Raw genomic sequence first — 16,682 nt, forward strand, 5'->3', positions numbered from 1 at the left:
CCCTATGGAATCAGCGCTTCCTTAATCATAAAATCCAAATCAGCGGAAACTATTTCCTATACTTTTTCAACCACCCTGAGCACCGCACTCCGGGCCCGCGGATTTTCCTCCACTTCCCGATCTGACGGTTTGATGGCCTTTCCCAGACTCTTCACCGTCCTGTGGTGATGGCATACACACACCGGCAGATCCGGCGGGCATATACAGTCTCTTTCCATTTCCCGAAACGTATTTTTAATAATCCGGTCTTCCAGGGACTGGAAGGTAATTACCCCCAGCCGTCCCCCCACTTTCAGGTGGCCCACGCAGGCTTCCATGGTGTCCTTCAAGATGCCAAGCTCATTATTCACCTCTATGCGGATAGCCTGGAATGTACGCTTCGCCGGATGAGGTCCGTTTCTTCTGGCATGAGCGGGAATGGCCGCCTTAATCACACGGACCAAATCGTCTGTAGTTTCAATGGGCTTTTCATTTCTGAAATTCACGATGAATTGAGCAATCCTCCTGGCCCACCGCTCTTCCCCATATTCACGAATGATACGGGTCAGATCATCTTCATCATAAGTATTTACAATTTCATAGGCAGTCAAAGGATTGCGCTGGTCCATACGCATGTCCAGCTTCCCATTGTTCATATAAGAGAATCCCCGCTCCCCATCATCCAGCTGATGAGAAGAAACACCCAGATCAAAAATAAATCCATCCACCTTCTCTATATCCAGAGAATCAAGAATAGAAGAAATATTAGAAAAATTGTCACGCACAAAAAGATGGCGGCATCCAGTGCCTTTGAGCCTTTCGGAAGCCGCATCTATAGCCTCCTGATCCTGGTCCACCCCAATCACAAGAGCATCTTCTTCCAGCCTTTCCGACAAGGCCATGGAATGACCGCCGCCGCCCAGGGTGCAGTCTACATAAACGCCATGAGGATCGGTGAGCACAGAATCAATCATCTCATGAAGAAGTACGGTGGTATGATGGAATTCCATGAAACCCTCCCCTTATAAGTCAAAATTTAACGGCAGATCCAAAGAATCGGCTATATCTGCCATCGATTCTTCTCCGTTTTCATCAGCATCAAGAAGCGCCGGATCCCAGATTTCAATAATGGAACCAGTTCCTACAATGACGGCGTCCTTTTTCAGCTGAGCAAAGGTGCGGAGATGCTGGGGAATCAGAATCCTCCCCTGCTTGTCACATTCCATTTCAGTTCCCCGTCCGATGAGATGACGCATAATCTTTCTTACCTTGTGATTGGTAAAAGGAAGCTTCTGCAGCCTGGCAATAAGAGCATCCCATCTTTCCCTGGGGTAAATGCAGAGACAGGTATCAAGACCCGGTGCCAGCACAAAGCTGTTTCCCAGTTCCTCCCTGAATTTGGCTGGAAGAATCATACGTCCTTTGCTGTCAATAGTATGAGAATACTCATTCATGAACATATTTCTTCCACCTCCTCCACATTTACCCACATTCTACCACATACCCCCACTTGCTTACAACGAAAAAAGTTTGTTTGGTATCGGAAAGGCGAAAATAAATAAGCTTAAAAAAACTCGATATTTACTGATAAAATACAGGATGCTCCATCCAAGGCATGCTCTGAAATTCTCCCATTCCCGCCAGCAGCCATCCCCCACTCCATCAAAAAATCCCCACCCGGTGGAGATGAGTGGAGAAATAAATAAGATGCCTGAAGCAGAGAATATCGGTGGCGGAAATACAAATGACTCCGCCCCGTCATTTTGACCGCAGCTGAGCGGAGTGGAGAAATCTCACGTCCCCAGGGGCAAGGAAGCATGGGAGCAGGAAATTTTCAGGCTCGGCGTTTCAATAGAGCTCCAAGTCCTTACCGCCCATACCGACGCCCCGCTCAAGATGACCAAAACGGCGGGCAGCTTACGGTCAAAGAGAAGCCATAAAAAAAAGGCTGTGAAGAAATGTAAATCATTTTCTTCACAGCCTTTTTTATTTTATGACACCGGGAGCACAATGTGTTTCTTTTGTAAAGCGGTCAGTTTTTCAAAAGGAAAATCTTCCAGCGCTTCCTTAAGGGACACCGGCCTCAGTTCCGGAAGTCCTCCTGCCAGATGGAGAAGAAGACCAATCAGATCTTCCGGTCTTAAGCCCCGGTTTCTCAGTTCCCTCACGGTGATGCCTTTTTGCCTTTTGGACAGGCGGATGCCCCGGGTATCCACCAGAAGGGGCAGGTGACCATACGCGGGCACCTGATATCCCAGCTTCCGGATCAGCCAGGCCTGACCGGGCGTGGAATCCAGAAGATCGTTTCCTCTGAAAACATGGGTAATCCCCATTTCTCCATCATCGATGGAAACGGCCAGCTGGTAGGCCACCAGGCCGTCAGCCCGCCGGACCACGAAATCATCGGCGCCAGCTTTAAGTGTCCTGGTGATGGTTCCATAGAATAGATCGGTGAAAGAAATGGTGCTTTCTTCCATGCGCACTCTCCAACAGGGATTTTTGGTCATGGACTCTCGCTCTTTCGGGGTCAGGTTCCGGCAGTGTCCATCATACACGGGACGTGCTTCCCCTTCATGAGGTGCGGAGAGGACCTGGTGAATGCGGCTCCGGCTGCAGTAACAGGGATAGATATGGCCCTTCTTTTCCATGGCAGAAAGGATAGAGTCATAAATATCATAGCGCCGGCTCTGTACCGCCGGTCCATAGGAGTATATCCCTTCCGGGCCCTCGTCAAAGTCAAGGCCCATCCAGGAAAGGTCTTCCAGTATGCCCTCTTCATACTCCTTACGACAGCGGTCCCGGTCAATATCTTCCATGCGGAGAATGATTTTTCCTCCCCGCTGTCTTGTCCAGAGCCAGTTGAGGAAAGCAATCCAGAGATTGCCCAGATGCATGCGGCCGGTGGGACTGGGAGCGAAACGGCTGCGGATATCCATCAGTCCGGCAGGGACCTCACCTTATCGAAGAGGTCCTTATCCTTCTGAATCTTATCTTCGCTGCCCATGACGCAGATGTAGGGATCTTTCATGACACTGTCTACCAGAGGAGCCAGTCTGCGGATATCCTCCACCTGGCAGTTAATGATTTCATCACGAATCTTCATGCGGGATTCCCTGGTATTGCCGGAAAGGTAATGGACCATGGCCCTCTCGCCTTTCATGGAAGGAGTCAGCTGAATTTCATCGGCTGCCATGGTACCGATGACGTACTTGGTCATTTCACGGTCAGACAGAGTCAGATTTTCCAGGTATGCCGGCAGTTCTTCATAGGCCCTGATGGTCTGCGCCAGGTTCGGGTCCCGGTAAGAGCAGAGAATAGCCGTACCATCCCGGAGGAACTGGGTGAAAGCACCATAGGCGCCTCCCAGAACACGGACTTTCTTCCACAGATATTCATAGCGGAGAATCGTTTCCATCACCCTGAGCGCACCGGTATAGGCGAAGCCGTGGCTCTTGAAATTGCCGCCTTTGGCTACGTACTGTACTTTGCCGGAAGTGAGGAACGCTTCGTTTCTGCTTTCCGGCGGGAAACTGTATACATGGGGCGCTGTTTTCACCCCTGCTTCCATATCATCAAGCAGAAGCGGAAGGTTTTCAAGGACTGCCTTCTTTTCCTCTTCTTCCCCTATGGTTTCAAAGAAAAGACCACTTCTTGTGAAAATCTTTCCGGAAACAGCAGCCAGTTTTTCCTGCAGTCCTTCCCTGTTCTCATCAAAATGCTTCACCAGGTCTGCCAGGAAATAGTAGTAGGAAAGGCCGGACTGTTCGGCGAATTCCCCTCCCTTGGAAAAATAGGAGGTCAGCCTTGTCATGACCAGGGTATGGCCTCTGGAGAAAGCGCTCATATCCCATTCCGATTTTTCCTGAAGAACCAGTTCTTTCAGCCGCTTGGCATCGGTAAAGAGGGTGTGATTGATGACTTCTCCCAAAAGGTCCATGAGCTTGTCCGTCTTGGACGTCAGGGCTTTGGCCCGGATGGTAAGAGCCGGCAGATAGGAAGATGTATCATTCACCTTCCCGTAGCCGTTCAGGGCAAAGCTCATGCCGCCGGTATAGGCATTGGACAGGCGGGCCAGTTCGGTGTAGCTGTGCTTTGTGGTGGAAAGGCTTCTAAGCAGGGAAGAAAGGAGTATGGCATAGGGAATATCCGCTTCCTTCAGATTTCCCAGGGTGAAATAAAGATTCAGGTAGGTAATGCCGTTCGTATGAACCTGAAAATGGAAATGGTCTACGCCGGATACGCTTTCTTTTTCCAGCACCTCTTCTTCTATGGGCCGCTTCAGGTCTTTTCTGGAAAGGAGAGGAATGGTTTTCAATGCTTCTTCTGTTTCGCCGGAGGCCTGTCTTTCCTTCAGGGCTTTGGTGGAGGCCATGATTTTTTCCAGCTGTTCGTCGGAAAGGCTGCTCTTGAAGGATGCCAGTTTTTCCGCCGTTTCCTGGTTCGCCTTTTCCGTGAGTCCTTTTTCCGGCTTCATGGTAATGAGAACCTGGTGGGGATTCTTAATCACATAGCGGAGCAGCAGGTTTTCAAAATAGTTGGTTTTCAGGTTCTTCCGCAGGGTGTTCATATCATCAATGTAGCGCAGCGCATCCATGGGATTCCTGTCGTAAAGCCACATATCCATGGCACGGACGCCGTAGAAAAGTCCCTTTGGCCTTCCCTGGTAGTCATTTTCACGAGCTGTAAATTCAGTGCGGTTCAGTGCAGCTTCCAGCATGTCTTTGTCAATCCCTTTGAGGGCAATGGAACGAAGGGTACTGTCCACTACATCTGCAAAAGCGGCCTGCTTATCCACTTCCGAGCCGGTGGCTTCCACAATCCATACAGGCTGCTTATAGCTGTCACCGTAGGAACCGGACAGGTCGCTGCCAAGGCCTGCATCCAGTACCGCCTGCTTCAGCGGAGCGCCGTCCATATCGATGAGTACATAGTTAAGAATACGGAAAGCCAGAGAGTCCATGGTGGTCATATGGTCGTTAAAAGCGGTGTAGAGTGCATGGATGGCCTTGCCTTCGGTACTTTCATTTTCCGCAATGCCGTAGGGAGCGGTGAGAGATACCCTTTTACTGAAGGGAGCCTGGGTTTTAACCATGGAATCCACATTTCTTTTATCGAAAGCAGACAGGTATTCCCTGTCCAGATAGTCCAGCGTCTTTTCAATATCCATATCGCCGTAGAGGTAAATATAGCTGTTGGATGGATGATAAAAACGGCGGTGGAATTCTGTAAATTCACGGAAAGAAAGGGTAGGAATCACTTCCGGGTCCCCGCCGGATTCCACGCCGTAGGTGGTGTTGGGGAAAAGTTTTTCCATGGCCCGGTCTTCCATAATGGCTTCCGGAGAGGAAAGAGCCCCCTTCATTTCGTTGTATACCACTCCGTTGTAGGTCAGAGGCGCATCTTTGTTTTCCAGCTCGTAATGCCAGCCTTCCTGCATGAGAATCTGCGGATTTTTCAGACAGTTGGGATAGAAAACCGCATCCAGGTACACATCCATGAGATTGTGGAAATCCACATCATTTCTGCTGGCAATGGGATACATGGTCTTATCGGGCCAGGTAATGGCATTGAGGAATGTGTTGAGGGACCCTTTGGCCAGCTCCACGAAAGGCTCCTTCAGCGGATATTTCCGGGAACCGCAGAGGGTGGAATGTTCCATGATATGGGGTGTTCCCTTGGAATTATCCGGTGTGGTGCGGAAACAGATATAAAATACTTTGTTATCATCATCGTTGTCCAGATACATGAGACGGGCGCCGCTCTTGACGTGCTCCATCAGGTACGCATCGGAATTAACTTCTTCAATATGAGACATGGAGTTCACGCGAAATCCGTGAACCATATCGCCCATTTTCCATTTCATATAAAACCTCCAGAACGTACGAAAAAGCGCAGGCGCATACCTGTGCTTTTTCTGTTATAAAATGCAGATTATTCAGCTTTGGCAGCAGGGAAAAATTCATCATGAATCGCCTGCACTGCCTTATCCAGATCTTTTCTTAAAATAAGACAGGAAATACTGATTTCAGAGGTGCTCACAATATCAATATTCACACCGGCCCTTCCCAGGGCGCCAAACATGCGGGCTGCTACGCCGGGAGTGCCGAGCATGCCGGCACCAACCACAGAAACCTTAGCCGTGTCATCATCATAAATGACCTCTTCCAGCTTTCCTTCGTCCCGCATCTGCTCCAGAACCCGTTTAGCATCAGGCAGATCCGTATCTTCGATAGTGAAGATAATGTCTGTTTTATCATCATTGGAATTCCTTACGCTCTGCACAATCATATCAACGGTGATATTGTCTTCAGCCAGTGCGGAGAATACCATGTACGCCACGCCGGGAATATTTCTAAGCCCCAGCACAGCAATCCTTGCAGCATGGGCATCCTGCGCCACGCCTCTTACTGCTTCATTCTTTCCATCCATTGTGCATACCTCCCGGATAATGGTGCCTTCTTCATCGGTAAATGTAGACCGTACATGAATCGGAATATGATACTTCATGCCCAGCTCCACACTGCGAGGCTGCATAACGCCGGCCCCCAGCCTTGCCATTTCAAGCATTTCCGTATTAGTGATTTCCTTCATCTTGACGCAGCCCTTCACATGACGGGGATCAGCAGAATAAATGCCATCCACATCAGTAAAGATTTCGCACATATCCGCATGCATGGCTCCCGCCAGCGCCACTGCCGTAGCGTCAGAGCCGCCGCGGCCAAGGGTAGCCACATCCCCATTGGGCATCAGACCCTGGAAACCGGCCACAATCACGATTTTGCCCTCTTCCAGTTCCCGAAGCACCCGGTCCGGTTTCACATCATCAATCGTAGCCTTTCCATAAGCGCCGCCGGCTATAATGCCTGCCTGGGGGCCGGTCAGGGAAATCGCCGGAACGCCCAGCTTTTTGAATGTCATTGCCATCAGCGCAATGGACATCTGCTCTCCCGTAGCCAGGAGCATATCCATTTCTCTGCCGTGATTGACAGAAGAAACCTGGGATGCCAGATCCAGAAGATCATCTGTGGTGTCCCCCATGGCGGATACCACGATCACGATCTTATCCCCCGGCTTCCGATCGCGAAGAACGCGGTTTGCAATATTCAGCATTTTTTCCGGTGTAGCCACCGAACTTCCACCGAACTTCTTAACATAAAGTGCCATTTACATCCCTCATTTACTGAGTAATCCATATATCTACAACTTAGAAAATTTTATCATGCCCGCCCATTTATGTAAAGAACATTGTTAAAAATTGGGGCGTTCAAGGCCCCGTTCGGAGAGCTTGCCCTTTATCGATGGTGCCCCTGCCTGCAGGGCGGCAGAACGCGTCAAAGGGATGCCTTCCTGCTATAATTGTCAGTCAGGAAGATAGCGAAGGAAGATGGCGGGAAGTGGAACAGCTGATATCTGGCAGTCTGATGGTCTGACGTCTGATAGTCTGGCAGCCTGATGTCTGCCAGTTTGATAGTCTATCATCTTCTCAGAACTCGATTCCCTTCCTGGCGCGGATGCCCTTCTGGAAAGCATGCTTCACCAGGGTCATTTCCGTCACCGTGTCAGCCAGATCGATGAGTTCTTTCGGCGCATAGCGGCCGGTGAGAATCATATTAAGCCTCACCGGCTTTTCCCGGATCAGCCCTGCCACCTCTTCTGTTTCCAGCATGCCGAAGTGAATGGCGTAGTTGATTTCATCAAGCACCACTAAATCCCAGGCGCCGCTCATGACTTCCTTTCTCACCATATCCCAGGCCCGGCGGGCCAGTTCTTTCTTTTCCGCCAGTCTTTCCTCGTTTTCCGGATCTTTTTTATTGTGGAACACAAAACCGTCGCCCATGGGTCTGATTTCTATGCGCCCCTCTGCTTTCCCCAGCGTTTCGATGGCCTTCAGCTCCCCGTACTTCCAAGCCCCTTTGATGAACTGGAGAATCAGAACTTTCTGTCCGTCGCCCCAGGCGCGGATGGCGGTCCCAAGAGCAGCAGTGGTCTTTCCTTTGCCTGTTCCCGTATTAATAAGCACAAGTCCTTTTGTTTCCATATGTTTCCCTTTCTTGGACAGGAAATCAGATATGGAAGGAATGTTCCTTCCATATCGAATCATTACCTATTTTTATAAGCCAGACAGGAAGCCAGAAATTTATCCGCTGCCTTTGGATTTCCCTCAAAAGACAGATGGAGATAGCTGGCCAGCACATTGCCCCTGGCAAAGCCTTCCAGATGGCCCTCTTTCTGCCTCGTCCCCTTTAAGTTGTAGGCCCAGGGAAAATCGTCATCGCAGGCAAGGGTGGAAAAATGGAATTCGTGGCCCTTCAGGATATCTCCTTCATCAGCTATGATACTCTTCCTCAGCGCTTTCCCGGTCACATAGCCCACCCGCTGCAGCTTTTTCTGCATTTCACATACGCCCGGCACCAGGCCTGCCATTTCATAGGCATCGCCGTCAAATCCTTGGATTTTCCGGCAAAGATACATGAGCCCGCCGCATTCCGCATAGACAGGCATGCCGGAAGCTGCAGCCTGCCGGATGGAATCCTTCATGGACCTGTTATTTTCCAGCTCATGGAGGAACATTTCAGGAAAACCGCCGCCAAAGATGAGCCCGTCCACATCAGGAACAACGCTGTCCCTTAAAGGGCTGAAATCGATGAGCTCCGCCCCCATTTTTTCCAAGGCATGAAGACTGGCCGGATAATAGAAGGAGAAAGCTTCATCCCTGGCCACGCCAATACGGACCGGAACCTTCTTCTTTTCTTCCCTGTCTTTTTCCACGAGAAGCGAAGGTGCGCTTTTGGCAATGGACAACAGCTTCTCCGTATCCACCCAGCGGCCTGCATCTTCTCCCATATGGCGGATCAGGTCCGCCGTTTCGATTTCCGTCACCGGAGTCAGGCCCAGATGACGCTCCGGCGTCTTGAGGCCATCGTCCCGATGGTAGGCGCCGATGACAGGCATATGGATTTTCTCCATCACATCCCGCACCATGGCTTCATGACGGTCAGAGCCCAGCCGATTCAGAATCACGCCGGCTATATGGGTATCCCTGTCATATTCCCGAAATCCCAGAGCCGTGGCAGCGATACTGTAGCCCACGGACTTGCAGTCCAGCACAAGGATAACCGGCGCTTTGAGCCTTTTGGCAATATCAGCCGAGGAGCTGACCCCTTTGGCGCCGCCGTCATAGAGGCCCATGACCCCTTCGATAATGGAAATGTCCGCATCTCTGGAAAGATAGGAGAAATTGGACACCAGATGATCCGCCGGCGTCATCCAGGTATCCAGATTGTAGGAAGGTCTCCCAGCTGCCTTTTCATGGAAACCGGGATCAATATAGTCCGGACCCACCTTGAAAGGCTGGGCCTTCAGTCCCTTGGAGTGGAAATAAGCTAAAAGTCCGGTAACAATGGTGGTTTTCCCCACTCCGCTGTTTGTCCCCGCAATCACCACCCGGGGACGGATAAGCCCTGCCATTTATTTATCTCTCTTGGCAATAATGGTGCTGAGATAATTGGGTTTATAGTCGGCAGGCAGGCTGTCAATATCGCGAATCACGATTTCATCAGGAAGCCCGGCGCGGGAAACCATGACAGACCGCTTGATCATATGGTGCTTTCTCAGTTCCTCCTGCACAAAGGCAAAGCTCTTATACACCTTCATAATCACCGCATTGTCGGAAGCGGAAAGAGCCTTGTCAAACTTCTCGTGATCAGCAGTAGCAGGAATAATGAGCACATTTTCCTCCCACTCCGTCACCGGAAGGCCGATGTAAGAAGCAATCCCCAGAAAAGCAGGAATGCCCGGAATCGTTTCCACCTCATAATCCGGAGAATCCTTGAATTCATTGAAAATATACATATACGTGCTGTAGAGCATAGGATCTCCCAGAGTCAGAAATACCAGATTTTTCCCTTCATCCAGCTTCTCCGCAATGATTTTCCTGTTTTCAGCCCACTGTTTTTCTACAGCCTCCATGTCCCTGCTCATCTGGAACACCATGGGAAGAATTGCAGTCTTATCAGAAATATAGGGCTTCGCAATGTTAAAAGCCACAGACCCCTCTTTCTTCTCTGTCTTCGGCGTAATAATCATATCAGCCGCCCGGATAGCCTCCACAGCCTTCACAGTCAGCAGCTTGGAATCCCCCGGTCCCACACCGATCCCATATAATTTTCCCTTATTCATATGAAATACCTCCTCATAAAATATACAATATACATAGTACTTTTATATTGTATCATCTGCGCCCAAAGGTAGCAAAAAGTTCTTATGGACACGCCCGCAGGGCGTGAGGGGTCTTAAGATGGACCGGCCGTTGGCCGGAGGGTCCGTAAGTTTGATGGCCTTTCAGGCCGAGGGTTGTGGTATCGCCCTCTCGGGCGATGAGCATGAAGTCAGCGTTACGAGATTGTCGTTATGAGTCATATAGTATGAAAAGCATTCTGGTGATTAGCCGCCACGCGGCTCCCCCTTATCCGGCTGCGCCGGACTTTCCCCCATCCGGGGGACAGAATAAATCGCTCTATGCTTTCCTGTAGAGACATGGCCTCATAGCTAAGCATCCATAGTGCCCCCGCTTGCGGTGGCAAGGGAACTTGATTCGCAGGGAGCCGCAGGCGACTGAGAATCAAGTGACACGCTTCCCAACGGGGCGGAAAGGTGGTGGCGCCAGCCACCAAAGGGGGAATGCACTTCCAACGCCCGCAGGGCGGTTGTATGGTTTTATACTGCAGAATGCTTATCATGCCATATGGTACAGCACGGTCATCCCGTAACGCTGACTTTATAAGTATTGCCCGAAGGGCAATCCACAACCCTCGGGGCCGAAGGCCCCGTCAGTCGAGTAGACGGAATCAGATTACTCTGTCCGCCCCTCACAGAACCGTACGTGCGGTTTTCCCGCATACGGCTCTTAGAATAGTCCTTGGGGTGTACTCGTTACACCTTATCAATTGCAGTTCCGTTTACATTTAACTAATCTCTAAGTCTTAGTTTCTTCTACATCTCTGTGCAGAACCTGTTTCCCTGCGATTGTTGACTATTCTTTACCCCCTTCACTCCACCTGCTTTCACAGGTTTCATCACTACTATGAGGTAATCCGACTGCTGACCGGGCATCTGTGACGTCTCCATACAGTTAAGTATTTTGGCGTCCATACCATTGGGATGGGTGTCATCCATTTAGGACCCTTGTCAGCTCTCCCAGGTACATGTATAGTACTTCGTGCGCTCGCCATGCTCTATGACCCCGGTGGAACCTGCACAGTTCTCGCCTATCGACCTGTACATTTCTGCCTGCGACCTAAGTTAGAGTATCGGCTTCCACTTGTCGTTCTAACGAGGCTGAATCGCTTCACGCTTTCGCATTACGGCTCTCGCACTCCTTTGTCTACGCTTCATGCTGGCCTCACGGCTTCCCATGCAAGACTAAGTACCGACTGCTTGCTAGGCTTTGCCGGGTCTGGGCTTTCACCAGACTATACTATACACGCCGAACTGGCGCACAACTTAAGAACCCTCCGGCCCATGGGGCCGGTCAATCCTAAGAACCTTCCCTTCTGAACCTTTTGAATCCTTTGAATCCTCAAGCCCCAAAGGGGCTTGTCCCTGAACCCCTCTTTCCATCTTCCTTATTATGCGATACAATAAAATTATCATATAGAGCATTAAGCTCTCCAGGAGGTTATTACATGGCAGAAGAACAACAGAACCAGGATGTATACCACATCGATCTCATGCGCACCCTTTGGGAAAATACCTACCGGGGCACCGTTTTTAATTACAAGGACCAGTATGTAGCTACGGTCCGCCTGATTTTCAGCATTCCGCTGGACCGCAGCGAAGTACCGGAAAACGCGCCGGAAGTAAATCCGGTGATTATAGTGCTGGTAGAAGATACCTCCCTTTCCCCTCTGGAAATCGTTGACTTCGAACAGGCCATGACGCCTATTCTGGCAAAACGGCTGACCAGTGACTATTTCCAGCCCGACCGCATCATGTACTTCTATCCCAGCCCTGCAGAAGGTGCAGAAACAAATGACAAGAAATAAGAGTATAAAAGAACGCCTCATTCGAGGCGTTCTTTTTGTTGACGGGGCTTTGCCCCGAGGTTTCTTAAGATTCTTAAGTTTGATGGCCTTTCAGGCCGAGGGTTGTGGTGGCGGCTTATGGACAAGCCCCTTTGGGGCGTGTCCATAAGCCGCCAGCCCACAAAAAACGCCCCGGAGGGCGTTTTTTTTCACATTATTCAGCGGAAATAAACATGGGATACAGCGGCTGTCCCCCCTGATAGGTTTCAAAGGTAACGTCAGGGTATTTCTTTTCTGCCTTGTCGATTTCTTTGAGGCAATCTTCCTCGGAAAGATCTTTTCCGGAGTAGACGGTTACGATTTCCGTATCTTCTGTAATGAGGTGGGACAGTACGTCCAGGAAGCATTTGGTGAAATCCTTTTCTGCAATGACTTCATGGTTTTTCATGATGCCCATGAAATCATCCTTGTGGATTACCGTTTCCCCTACGATGCTGTCTCTTACGGCCGTGGTAATCATGGCGGTAGCAATATCCCCCATCCGTTCCTTCATGGCTGCCAGGTTTTCTTCCAGCGTGTTGTCTTCAGAGAAAGCCATGGCTGCTGCCAGCCCTTCCATGGGGTTGGTAGAAGGAACGATGTGGACTTTTTCACCCAGCATTTTCTGGAGCTGCTGGGCTGCCAGGATAATATTTTTGTTATTGGGGAGAATGATGTATTTTTCATACTGCCCGTTGTCCATGCCGCTGCTCAGTTCCTGTACTGAGGGATTCATAGACTGACCGCCCGATACCACATCGGCACCCAGTTTTTTAAAGAGGTCTGTCCAGCCGTCGCCGGATACGACAGTGAGAATGCCCAGAGGCTTTTTAGCCATCTTCTGCTGTTTTTCCTTGTTCTTATGGAACTGGTCCACCATGTTGTCGCACTTGATATCGTGAAGGGTACCCCAGTCTGCCGCCATATCCAGCACATGGCCCGGACGCTGGGCATGAATGTGAACCTTCACCAGGTTGTCCCCTTCTGCCACGATCATGGATTCGCCCCAGGAGGACAGTTTCTTTCTGACTTCCTTTGCCTTCACCTTGCAGGGGCTGATAATGAATTCCGTGCAGTAAGGATATTCGATGGAGAAAGATTCACCTTTCGCTTCCAGCCGGCTGATGACCGGTTTCACATCCACCTTGATTTCTTCCACCTTGCCGGTAAGGCCGTTCAGGCATCCCATGAGGAAGAAAATAAGACCCTGCCCGCCGGCATCAACTACGTTGGCATCTTTCAGAATCTGCAGCTGTTCCGGTGTTTTAGCCAGAGCCTCATTGCCGCAGCGGATAGAAGCTTCTAAAATTTTACTGAAATCCGTTTCTGTGCGGATCACTTCCCTGGTTCCCTTGGCAATGCCCCGGGCTACAGAAAGGATGGTTCCTTCCACCGGTTTCGTAACAGCCCGGTAGGCATAGAGGATACCGTACTGGAAGGCCTTGCTCATCTGTCCGCAGGAAGCCGTTTTCTTTCCATGGAGACCCCGGCTGATGCCGTGGATGATCTGGGACAGGATAACTCCGGAATTTCCTCTGGCCCCCATGATGGCGCCGGCAGCCGCCTTTTCGGCCAGAATCCCCACCGGCTGTTCCGCTTTTTCTTCTGCAATCATGCTGTACATGGACTTCAGTGTATTCAGCATATTATTTCCCGTATCCCCGTCAGGTACAGGGAATACATTGAGCTGGTTGATAATTTCATATTTCTGCTGGAAAAGCTGGTAAGCTCCTGTCAGCATATTCTTGAAACAGATCCCATCTATTGTATTATACATATTTATTTCCCCCATCATTTGGCACTTTCAAAGATAATTCCCGTCAGTCCCGGTCCCAGATAAGATGCCAAGACAGGTGTACCGGTAGAAAGAGTGACCTGGATATCCGGATATTCTTCCTGAATCCTTTTCTGCAGCGCCCTGCCACCTTCTTCATTTTCAATATGAACAATGCCGATGCGACGGCAGGGTGAATTCTTGTGGAGATAATCGATCATGGCGGCGGCAGCCTTCTTTTCGGTGCGCACCTTGGCAAGCACATCTACTTCATTATTGTCATTCAGGAAAATAACCGGCTTGATTTTCAAAATGCTGCCTATCAGGCCGGCAGCCTTCCCTACGCGGCCACCCCTCCGGAGATAATCCAGGGTAGGCACGGTAAAAGTAGTCCGCATCAAAGAAGCGGACTCCTGGAGACCTTTGCTTATTTCCTCAAAAGAAAGACCTCTGGCGATCATATCCAGTCCATCTTCCAGCACTTCCATCATGCCCACAGCAGTGGTACGGGAATTAATGACGGCAATCTGCTTCCGTCCCGACTGGCGCGCCGCAAGAACGGCGCCATTATAGGTGCCGCTGACGCCGGAAGTGATGCAGATAACAATGACCGGATCCTCTTTGGGGAGAGACTCAAACAACTTAAGGAAATCACCGGTGCTGGGCTGGCTGGTAGGAACCGCCTTCTTCGTACTTTCGGAATACTCAATCACCTGTTCAATGGTGGCCTCATTTTCCGGCACATATTCCCCCTTCACCGAGATAAAAAGAGGAATCACATGAACATTATCGTGCTGCTCCAGGAAATCCTTCGGAACAGCGGCCGTACTGTCTACAACTAGCTGAATCATTGGCTAACAGTCCTTCCTGTTATTATTGTTTTTTTGCTTTTCTTTCAGCTTTTCTTTCATCAAACTCTTTCAAAAGCTGCTTGTAATCATCGTCATCATAGCCATTGGTAGCCAGCATGTATTCCTTGATCTTCTTACGCTGCAGAGCCACATTCATGGCAGACAATTCGAAAGGATCCAGCGAAATTCTGGCCAGCATTTCCCCGGTAGAAGAATAACCCACAATGCCTTCTCCCAAAAGATCCACCAGCTTCTCGCGCTTCACCACTTCGCAGAAAGTGCGAAAGAACTTTTCCGCCTCTTTAATCATCCTGTCACGGATACGCTTGTACTCTTCCGCCTTATCCGCAGGAATCCTGAATCCATCAATTTCTACATATTTATCGGGTAAGTTAAACATAGTATCTCCTGTAATTCTACATATTTATCCACTATATTTAACTATATCGCCCTCAGCACTTTTGGTCAAGTTTTTATGTAAAATAAATGAAATATATGTATTACGAAGGTTTTCCGCAAAAAGTTCAGCGGGAAAGGTTCTTAAGATGGACCGGCCTTTGGCGGTCGGTTCATAAGTTTGACGAGGCCTTCGGCCCTAAGGGTCGTGGTGGCGACTTCGCCGCAGATAAAAAAAGGTGGCGGCTGGCACCGCAGGCAAATGAGGATAGCAGGATTTTCGTAAAAATCCGAGGCCCTGAAGGGGGCATGATGTGGTTTTAAAAGTTTTCCTGCCATTTTTCTGACCTATCCTCAGGGCTCCGCCATTGGACACGCCTACGAACGGTCAACCGACAATAGGAAGGCCCTTTTATAGGCAGGCTAAGGGCCAACTTCGACCGACTTGCGCATTCTATGCAGAATGCGCACATGAAGGTTCATAGGGTTCAGAGGTTGGTGATATCGCCCTGCGGTCGATGGGTATTATAATGCTGCCTTTCAGCGATAGTGGGCGGTCTTAAAAAATTGAAGAGGGTTTTGAAGGTTTTATTATACTGGCGCCTTCTATGATTTAGAGGCGCCCATCAGCCTCGCGCCAGAGGCAAGTCAAACTTCAGTCCCTTAAGTACCCGCAGCCCATCGGGCCGTCAACCTTCAAGCCCCAAGGGGCTTGTCCATAAAGACACAGACCCCTGCGGGAATACTGGAAAGCACCGCCCCGATTCCGCCGATTACAGCTGAATTCACAGCTGCCTCCCTCCACCCCGGCAAGCGGTAGGAATCAAGGTTAAAGGGAGCGGCCTTGATCCCGGTCCCGATTGCGCCACAGGCGCCCACCAACTCACTGGCCCACTAAAGAACACGGGTCAGCCAACAGCCCCATTCCCCAGGAAGATTTCTCCACTCCGTTTCACTTTCGTCGAAATGCCGATGCAGCGCCCGCTATAGTCACAATCAGTCAGCAGATAGCAGTCAGCCGATTCTGCCCCCTAATCTCAGTCTATTGTAACCTTTACCCTCTTCTCTCCATACCTCCTGTTCCATTCATTGACCAACCGTCCGCCTGGAGAATCTTCCTTCAGACGGCCCAGAAAACGGATAACCTGATCCTGCATTTTAGGCGTAAATTTTTCCAATTCATCCACCGTGATAATGCCGTTAGCCGCCAGGATGGAAAGGTCATCAATGAGGCAGCTCCGACTCATATCCGTACCAGACTCAATCACTTTGATATCATTTTTCATCAAATCCTTCAGCTTCCACCATTTATCCCTGGCCCTGCCTTCACTCCGGAGCATGCGGATATAAGACTCATTCTTCTCCTGGAAATACCGTTCAATCCATGGGGTCACCAGTTTTCGGAAAATCTTCCAGTCCGCCTCATACTCAAACCTATACGCGCCCATTTTCCGCACCACCTTTTTATGAAATCAAAAAGATTATATTCATATTATAATGTAAAACCTTCTTCCGGTCCCCGACAAATCCTGTAAGGTAAGATATGAGCCCTTCCAATACTTTACCTTTTTGGCCACTTCCTGTGAACAAGTCAAAAGAAAAGCCCGGAAGCCAATGACC

General features: G+C 50.0%; 14 protein-coding genes. 2 read left to right on the forward strand and 12 right to left on the reverse strand.

The window, feature by feature from the left end; translation table 11 throughout:
- Positions 1 to 56 precede the first annotated feature (56 nt).
- Together rsmH and mraZ are read right to left on the reverse strand one after the other, a co-directional pair.
- Complete coding sequence (rsmH, locus tag NW747_RS08555; protein ID WP_273186838.1) at positions 57 to 989, reverse strand: 16S rRNA (cytosine(1402)-N(4))-methyltransferase RsmH; 933 nt, start codon at positions 987 to 989, stop codon at positions 57 to 59.
- Between the two features lie 12 nt (positions 990 to 1,001).
- Positions 1,002 to 1,439, reverse strand: coding sequence for a division/cell wall cluster transcriptional repressor MraZ (mraZ, locus tag NW747_RS08560; RefSeq protein ID WP_273095055.1), 438 nt, complete (start codon positions 1,437 to 1,439; stop codon positions 1,002 to 1,004).
- Between mraZ and NW747_RS08565 the strand changes: the two genes are divergently transcribed.
- Entirely contained in the window at positions 1,432 to 1,746 is a 315-nt protein-coding gene (locus NW747_RS08565) for a hypothetical protein (protein WP_273186840.1), read from the forward strand. The two genes, mraZ and NW747_RS08565, sit on opposite strands and share 8 nt — an antisense overlap.
- A gap of 224 nt (positions 1,747 to 1,970) precedes the next feature.
- On the opposite strand, the gene gluQRS is transcribed toward NW747_RS08565, so the two are convergent.
- The 6 genes from gluQRS to cobI form a co-directional block, all read right to left on the reverse strand.
- Complete coding sequence (gene gluQRS, locus NW747_RS08570) at positions 1,971 to 2,915, reverse strand: tRNA glutamyl-Q(34) synthetase GluQRS (RefSeq protein ID WP_273186842.1); 945 nt, start codon at positions 2,913 to 2,915, stop codon at positions 1,971 to 1,973.
- Complete coding sequence (locus NW747_RS08575; protein WP_273186844.1) at positions 2,915 to 5,842, reverse strand: insulinase family protein; 2,928 nt, start codon at positions 5,840 to 5,842, stop codon at positions 2,915 to 2,917. Before NW747_RS08575 ends, gluQRS begins: the two co-directional genes overlap by 1 nt.
- A gap of 68 nt (positions 5,843 to 5,910) precedes the next feature.
- Positions 5,911 to 7,143, reverse strand: coding sequence for an aspartate kinase (locus NW747_RS08580; protein WP_008859143.1), 1,233 nt, complete (start codon positions 7,141 to 7,143; stop codon positions 5,911 to 5,913).
- A gap of 319 nt (positions 7,144 to 7,462) precedes the next feature.
- On the reverse strand, positions 7,463 to 8,017 hold the full coding sequence (cobO, locus tag NW747_RS08585) for a cob(I)yrinic acid a,c-diamide adenosyltransferase (RefSeq protein WP_273186847.1): 555 nt from the start codon (positions 8,015 to 8,017) through the stop codon (positions 7,463 to 7,465).
- A 62-nt stretch (positions 8,018 to 8,079) separates the two neighbouring features.
- Positions 8,080 to 9,447, reverse strand: coding sequence for a cobyrinic acid a,c-diamide synthase CobB (locus NW747_RS08590; protein WP_008859145.1), 1,368 nt, complete (start codon positions 9,445 to 9,447; stop codon positions 8,080 to 8,082).
- On the reverse strand, positions 9,448 to 10,158 hold the full coding sequence (gene cobI, locus NW747_RS08595; protein ID WP_273095070.1) for a precorrin-2 C(20)-methyltransferase: 711 nt from the start codon (positions 10,156 to 10,158) through the stop codon (positions 9,448 to 9,450).
- Positions 10,159 to 11,663: 1,505 nt separating this feature from the next.
- Here cobI and NW747_RS08600 point away from each other — a divergent pair.
- The gene (locus tag NW747_RS08600) at positions 11,664 to 12,023 is read left to right on the forward strand and encodes a hypothetical protein (protein ID WP_273186851.1); all 360 of its coding nucleotides are present in this window, start codon (positions 11,664 to 11,666) and stop codon (positions 12,021 to 12,023) included.
- A gap of 193 nt (positions 12,024 to 12,216) precedes the next feature.
- On the opposite strand, the gene NW747_RS08605 is transcribed toward NW747_RS08600, so the two are convergent.
- From NW747_RS08605 to NW747_RS08620, 4 genes are all read right to left on the reverse strand, one after another.
- A complete protein-coding gene (locus NW747_RS08605) occupies positions 12,217 to 13,818 on the reverse strand; it encodes a DAK2 domain-containing protein (protein ID WP_273097383.1) in 1,602 nt (533 codons plus the stop codon).
- Between the two features lie 14 nt (positions 13,819 to 13,832).
- Positions 13,833 to 14,666, reverse strand: coding sequence for a DegV family protein (locus NW747_RS08610; RefSeq protein WP_273186855.1), 834 nt, complete (start codon positions 14,664 to 14,666; stop codon positions 13,833 to 13,835).
- A gap of 22 nt (positions 14,667 to 14,688) precedes the next feature.
- Positions 14,689 to 15,066, reverse strand: coding sequence for a hypothetical protein (locus NW747_RS08615; RefSeq protein ID WP_008859151.1), 378 nt, complete (start codon positions 15,064 to 15,066; stop codon positions 14,689 to 14,691).
- Between the two features lie 1,033 nt (positions 15,067 to 16,099).
- Entirely contained in the window at positions 16,100 to 16,510 is a 411-nt protein-coding gene (locus NW747_RS08620; RefSeq protein WP_273186857.1) for a hypothetical protein, read from the reverse strand.
- Positions 16,511 to 16,682: the final 172 nt, after the last annotated feature.

Origin of the sequence: Dialister succinatiphilus (assembly GCF_928721695.1) — a bacterium.
GTDB classification, from domain to species: domain Bacteria; phylum Bacillota; class Negativicutes; order Veillonellales; family Dialisteraceae; genus Dialister; species Dialister succinatiphilus.

Bases quoted from the DNA above. Each gene is read 5' to 3' on its own strand.
- NW747_RS08590 (WP_008859145.1), bottom strand. From the start codon at position 9,447: ATGGCAGGGCTTATCCGTCCCCGGGTGGTGATTGCGGGGACAAACAGC.
- NW747_RS08575 (WP_273186844.1), bottom strand. From the start codon at position 5,842: ATGAAATGGAAAATGGGCGATATGGTTCACGGATTTCGCGTGAACTCC.
- NW747_RS08600 (WP_273186851.1), top strand. From the start codon at position 11,664: ATGGCAGAAGAACAACAGAACCAGGATGTATACCACATCGATCTCATG.
- NW747_RS08605 (WP_273097383.1), bottom strand. From the start codon at position 13,818: ATGTATAATACAATAGATGGGATCTGTTTCAAGAATATGCTGACAGGA.
- cobI (WP_273095070.1), bottom strand. From the start codon at position 10,158: ATGAATAAGGGAAAATTATATGGGATCGGTGTGGGACCGGGGGATTCC.
- mraZ (WP_273095055.1), bottom strand. From the start codon at position 1,439: ATGTTCATGAATGAGTATTCTCATACTATTGACAGCAAAGGACGTATG.
- cobO (WP_273186847.1), bottom strand. From the start codon at position 8,017: ATGGAAACAAAAGGACTTGTGCTTATTAATACGGGAACAGGCAAAGGA.
- rsmH (WP_273186838.1), bottom strand. From the start codon at position 989: ATGGAATTCCATCATACCACCGTACTTCTTCATGAGATGATTGATTCT.
- gluQRS (WP_273186842.1), bottom strand. From the start codon at position 2,915: ATGGATATCCGCAGCCGTTTCGCTCCCAGTCCCACCGGCCGCATGCAT.
- NW747_RS08580 (WP_008859143.1), bottom strand. From the start codon at position 7,143: ATGGCACTTTATGTTAAGAAGTTCGGTGGAAGTTCGGTGGCTACACCG.
- NW747_RS08615 (WP_008859151.1), bottom strand. From the start codon at position 15,066: ATGTTTAACTTACCCGATAAATATGTAGAAATTGATGGATTCAGGATT.
- NW747_RS08620 (WP_273186857.1), bottom strand. From the start codon at position 16,510: ATGGGCGCGTATAGGTTTGAGTATGAGGCGGACTGGAAGATTTTCCGA.
- NW747_RS08565 (WP_273186840.1), top strand. From the start codon at position 1,432: ATGAACATATTTCTTCCACCTCCTCCACATTTACCCACATTCTACCAC.
- NW747_RS08610 (WP_273186855.1), bottom strand. From the start codon at position 14,666: ATGATTCAGCTAGTTGTAGACAGTACGGCCGCTGTTCCGAAGGATTTC.